General features: G+C 48.6%; 3 tRNA genes and 4 rRNA genes. All 7 read right to left on the bottom strand.

The features are described 5' to 3' along the window. Positions 1 to 300, bottom strand: a 16S ribosomal RNA gene (locus DPF90_RS00080); the annotation flags it as partial. A 430-nt stretch (positions 301 to 730) separates the two neighbouring features. Next, a 5S ribosomal RNA gene (gene rrf, locus DPF90_RS00075) occupies positions 731 to 846 on the bottom strand. A gap of 88 nt (positions 847 to 934) precedes the next feature. Further along, positions 935 to 3823 (bottom strand): 23S ribosomal RNA (locus DPF90_RS00070). Between the two features lie 346 nt (positions 3824 to 4169). Then, positions 4170 to 4245, bottom strand: a tRNA-Val gene (locus DPF90_RS00065). 30 nt (positions 4246 to 4275) lie between these two features. Continuing rightward, positions 4276 to 4351, bottom strand: a tRNA-Lys gene (locus DPF90_RS00060). Between the two features lie 2 nt (positions 4352 to 4353). Next, a tRNA-Glu gene (locus DPF90_RS00055) sits at positions 4354 to 4429 on the bottom strand. An 88-nt stretch (positions 4430 to 4517) separates the two neighbouring features. Then, positions 4518 to 4772: ribosomal RNA gene (locus tag DPF90_RS00050) — 16S ribosomal RNA — on the bottom strand; the annotation flags it as partial.

Raw genomic sequence — 4772 nt, 5'->3', positions numbered from 1 at the left:
GCTAGGGATCGTCGCCTTGGTGAGCCCTTACCTCACCAACTAGCTAATCCCACCTGGGCATATCCTGACGCGAGAGGCCCGAAGGTCCCCCTCTTTGAGCCGAAGCTATTATGCGGTATTAGCCATCGTTTCCAATGGTTATCCCCCACATCAGGGCAATTTCCCAGGCATTACTCACCCGTCCGCCGCTCGACGCCGTTATCGTCACCCGAAGGGTCAGATARCTCGTTTCCGCTCGACTTGCATGTGTTAGGCCTGCCGCCAGCGTTCAATCTGAGCCATGATCAAACTCTTCAATTTAAAGTTTTGATTCCCTAAATAAATAGGGGAGGCTCAATGAATACTGAACATTGCTTTGCTAAATAAATAGCATAAGTAATGTTTGAATTGACTGTGCTCTTATTGGTTTTCACTTTTGAAAAAGTAAAACAAAACAGCTCAAGGCTGCTTCCCAATTCGAATGGTCACTTCGTATCATTGAAACCTAAATTGTTTCCTAAGAAACTATTTGGATTATCATCAACGAGTGCCCACACAGATTGATAGGTTTAGTTTGTTAAAGAGCGTTGCTTTCAATGCCTTAGCACTTAAGCAGGACGCGTATAATACGCGAATGACTATTGAAGTCAACATAAAACTCTACACTTTCTTAGAACTTTATGGTGACCTGTCTAGCAAATAGACAAAGCCGCTATTTTTTCATTTTTCTAAAAAATGAAAATAAATAGAAGCCTGGCGATGTCCTACTCTCACATGGGGAAGCCCCACACTACCATCGGCGCTATTGCGTTTCACTACTGAGTTCGGCATGGAATCAGGTGGGTCCACAACGCTATGGTCGCCAAGCAAAATTTGTTAATTCGGAAAGCTGTTTCTTCGTTCTTACACATTCAATGTTCTAGTTGAGTCCACAACAAAACCCTTTGGGTGTTGTATGGTTAAGCCTCACGGGCAATTAGTACAGGTTAGCTCAACGCCTCACAACGCTTACACACCCTGCCTATCAACGTTCTAGTCTCGAACAACCCTTTAGGACCCTCAAGGGGTCAGGGAAGACTCATCTTAGGGCTCGCTTCCCGCTTAGATGCTTTCAGCGGTTATCGATTCCGAACTTAGCTACCGGGCAATGCGTCTGGCGACACAACCCGAACACCAGAGGTTCGTCCACTCCGGTCCTCTCGTACTAGGAGCAGCCCCCTTCAATCTTCCAACGCCCACGGCAGATAGGGACCGAACTGTCTCACGACGTTCTAAACCCAGCTCGCGTACCACTTTAAATGGCGAACAGCCATACCCTTGGGACCGACTTCAGCCCCAGGATGTGATGAGCCGACATCGAGGTGCCAAACACCGCCGTCGATATGAACTCTTGGGCGGTATCAGCCTGTTATCCCCGGAGTACCTTTTATCCGTTGAGCGATGGCCCTTCCATACAGAACCACCGGATCACTATGACCTGCTTTCGCACCTGCTCGAATTGTCATTCTCGCAGTCAAGCGGGCTTATGCCATTGCACTAACCTCACGATGTCCAACCGTGATTAGCCCACCTTCGTGCTCCTCCGTTACTCTTTGGGAGGAGACCGCCCCAGTCAAACTACCCACCAGGCACTGTCCTCAACCCAGATAATGGGTCTAAGTTAGAACATCAAACATACAAGGGTGGTATTTCAAGGATGGCTCCATGCACACTRGCGTGCACACTTCAAAGCCTCCCACCTATCCTACACATGTAGGCTCAATGTTCAGTGCCAAGCTGTAGTAAAGGTTCACGGGGTCTTTCCGTCTAGCCGCGGGTACACTGCATCTTCACAGCGATTTCAATTTCACTGAGTCTCGGGTGGAGACAGCGTGGCCATCATTACGCCATTCGTGCAGGTCGGAACTTACCCGACAAGGAATTTCGCTACCTTAGGACCGTTATAGTTACGGCCGCCGTTTACCGGGGCTTCGATCAAGAGCGTCGACCGAAGTCTAACCCCATCAATTAACCTTCCGGCACCGGGCAGGCGTCACACCGTATACGTCATCTTACGATTTTGCACAGTGCTGTGTTTTTAATAAACAGTTGCAGCCACCTGGTATCTGCGACTCTCATTAGCTCCATCCGCGAGGGACTTCACCGACAAGAGCGTACCTTCTCCCGAAGTTACGGTACCATTTTGCCTAGTTCCTTCACCCGAGTTCTCTCAAGCGCCTTGGTATTCTCTACCCGACCACCTGTGTCGGTTTGGGGTACGATTCCTTACAATCTGAAGCTTAGAGGCTTTTCCTGGAAGCATGGCATCAATGACTTCACTACCGTAGTAGCTCGACATCGTGTCTCAGCCTTATAGAGAGCCGGATTTACCTAACTCTCAAGCCTACGCACTTGAACCTGGACAACCGTCGCCAGGCCCACCTAGCCTTCTCCGTCCCCCCATCGCAATTGTAAGAAGTACGGGAATATTAACCCGTTTCCCATCGACTACGCCTTTCGGCCTCGCCTTAGGGGTCGACTTACCCTGCCCCGATTAACGTTGGACAGGAACCCTTGGTCTTCCGGCGAGGAGGTTTTTCACCCCCTTTATCGTTACTCATGTCAGCATTCGCACTTCTGATACCTCCAGCATGCTTTACAACACACCTTCAACGGCTTACAGAACGCTCCCCTACCCAATACATAAAATGCATTGCCGCAGCTTCGGTTTACAGCTTAGCCCCGTTACATCTTCCGCGCAGGCCGACTCGACTAGTGAGCTATTACGCTTTCTTTAAATGATGGCTGCTTCTAAGCCAACATCCTAGCTGTCTAAGCCTTCCCACATCGTTTCCCACTTAGCTGTAATTTGGGACCTTAGCTGGCGGTCTGGGTTGTTTCCCTCTCCACGACGGACGTTAGCACCCGCCGTGTGTCTCCCGGATAGTACTTACTGGTATTCGGAGTTTGCAAAGGGTTGGTAAGTCGGGATGACCCCCTAGCCTTAACAGTGCTCTACCCCCAGTAGTATTCGTCCGAGGCTCTACCTAAATAGATTTCGGGGAGAACCAGCTATCTCCAGGTTTGATTGGCCTTTCACCCCTAGCCACAAGTCATCCGCTAATTTTTCAACATTAGTCGGTTCGGTCCTCCAGTTGATGTTACTCAACCTTCAACCTGCCCATGGCTAGATCACCTGGTTTCGGGTCTATATCCAGCAACTCGACGCCCAGTTAAGACTCGATTTCTCTACGGCTCCCCTAGATGGTTAACCTTGCTACTGAATATAAGTCGCTGACCCATTATACAAAAGGTACGCAGTCACAGGACAAGCCTGCTCCTACTGCTTGTACGTACACGGTTTCAGGTTCTATTTCACTCCCCTCACAGGGGTTCTTTTCGCCTTTCCCTCACGGTACTGGTTCACTATCGGTCAGTCAGTAGTATTTAGCCTTGGAGGATGGTCCCCCCATATTCAGACAGGATATCACGTGTCCCGCCCTACTCGATTTCACTGAACACRCGTCGTCAACTACGGGACTATCACCCTGTATCGTCGGACTTTCCAGACCGTTYGTCTAACGCGTGTAAAGCTTAAGGGCTAATCCAATTTCGCTCGCCGCTACTTTCGGAATCTCGGTTGATTTCTTTTCCTCGGGGTACTTAGATGTTTCAGTTCCCCCGGTTCGCTCTGTTAACCTATGTATTCAGTTAACAGTAACTGCTTATGCAGTTGGGTTTCCCCATTCGGAAATCCCAGACTCAAATGGTTTTTACTACCTAATCTGGGCTTATCGCAAGTTAATACGTCCTTCATCGCCTCTGACTGCCAAGGCATCCACCGTGTACGCTTAGTCACTTAACCATACAACCCCAAAGGGTCTTAGATTAAACAACCAAAGTTGTCTGCAATTATTTAAACATGATGCAGACTCGATTTTGCCGGACTCAAATATAAACAACACACTAAGGTGTTGTTTCCAAGAACACTTGAATGTGTTTATTGGTGTTTATCTTTCGATAAACATTGAGAACTTTACAAACAATCCTATTCACAAGGAATCAAGATTGTTTTGTCAGCTTTCCAAATTGTTAAAGAGCTATGTTTTCCCAAAGGGAAGCACATTATCTAAAGATTCTCGGCGTCGTTTATCTAACCACATACGCTTACTGAAGTGGTTTGGATAAAACAACCAAAAATACTTAGAGAATGGTGGGCGATACCGGGCTCGAACCAGTGACCCCCTGCTTGTAAGGCAGGTGCTCTCCCAACTGAGCTAATCGCCCACATAAGTTTTTATTCTTCGTGGAGAAGAATGGTGGGTCGTGCAGGATTCGAACCTGCGACCAATTGATTAAAAGTCAACTGCTCTACCAACTGAGCTAACGACCCAATGGTATCCCGTAGGGGAGTCGAACCCCTGTTACCGCCGTGAAAGGGCGGTGTCCTAGGCCTCTAGACGAACGGGACACTAARTCGAAGATATTGGGATATCTTCTTTCTCTTAAACTACATAAACCATCAATCTGTGTGGACACTTGTCTCAATAATCATCGTATAAGGAGGTGATCCAGCGCCAGGTTCCCCTAGCGCTACCTTGTTACGACTTCACCCCAGTCATGAACCACAAAGTGGTGAGCGTCCCCCCGAAGGTTAAACTACCCACTTCTTTTGCAGCCCACTCCCATGGTGTGACGGGCGGTGTGTACAAGGCCCGGGAACGTATTCACCGTGGCATTCTGATCCACGATTACTAGCGATTCCGACTTCATGGAGTCGAGTTGCAGACTCCAATCCGGACTACGACGCACTT

The sequence above is a fragment of the Vibrio tetraodonis genome, from assembly GCF_003350295.1.
Taxonomy (GTDB): domain Bacteria; phylum Pseudomonadota; class Gammaproteobacteria; order Enterobacterales; family Vibrionaceae; genus Vibrio; species Vibrio tetraodonis.
This window is presented reverse-complemented; position numbering and strand designations above follow the sequence as displayed.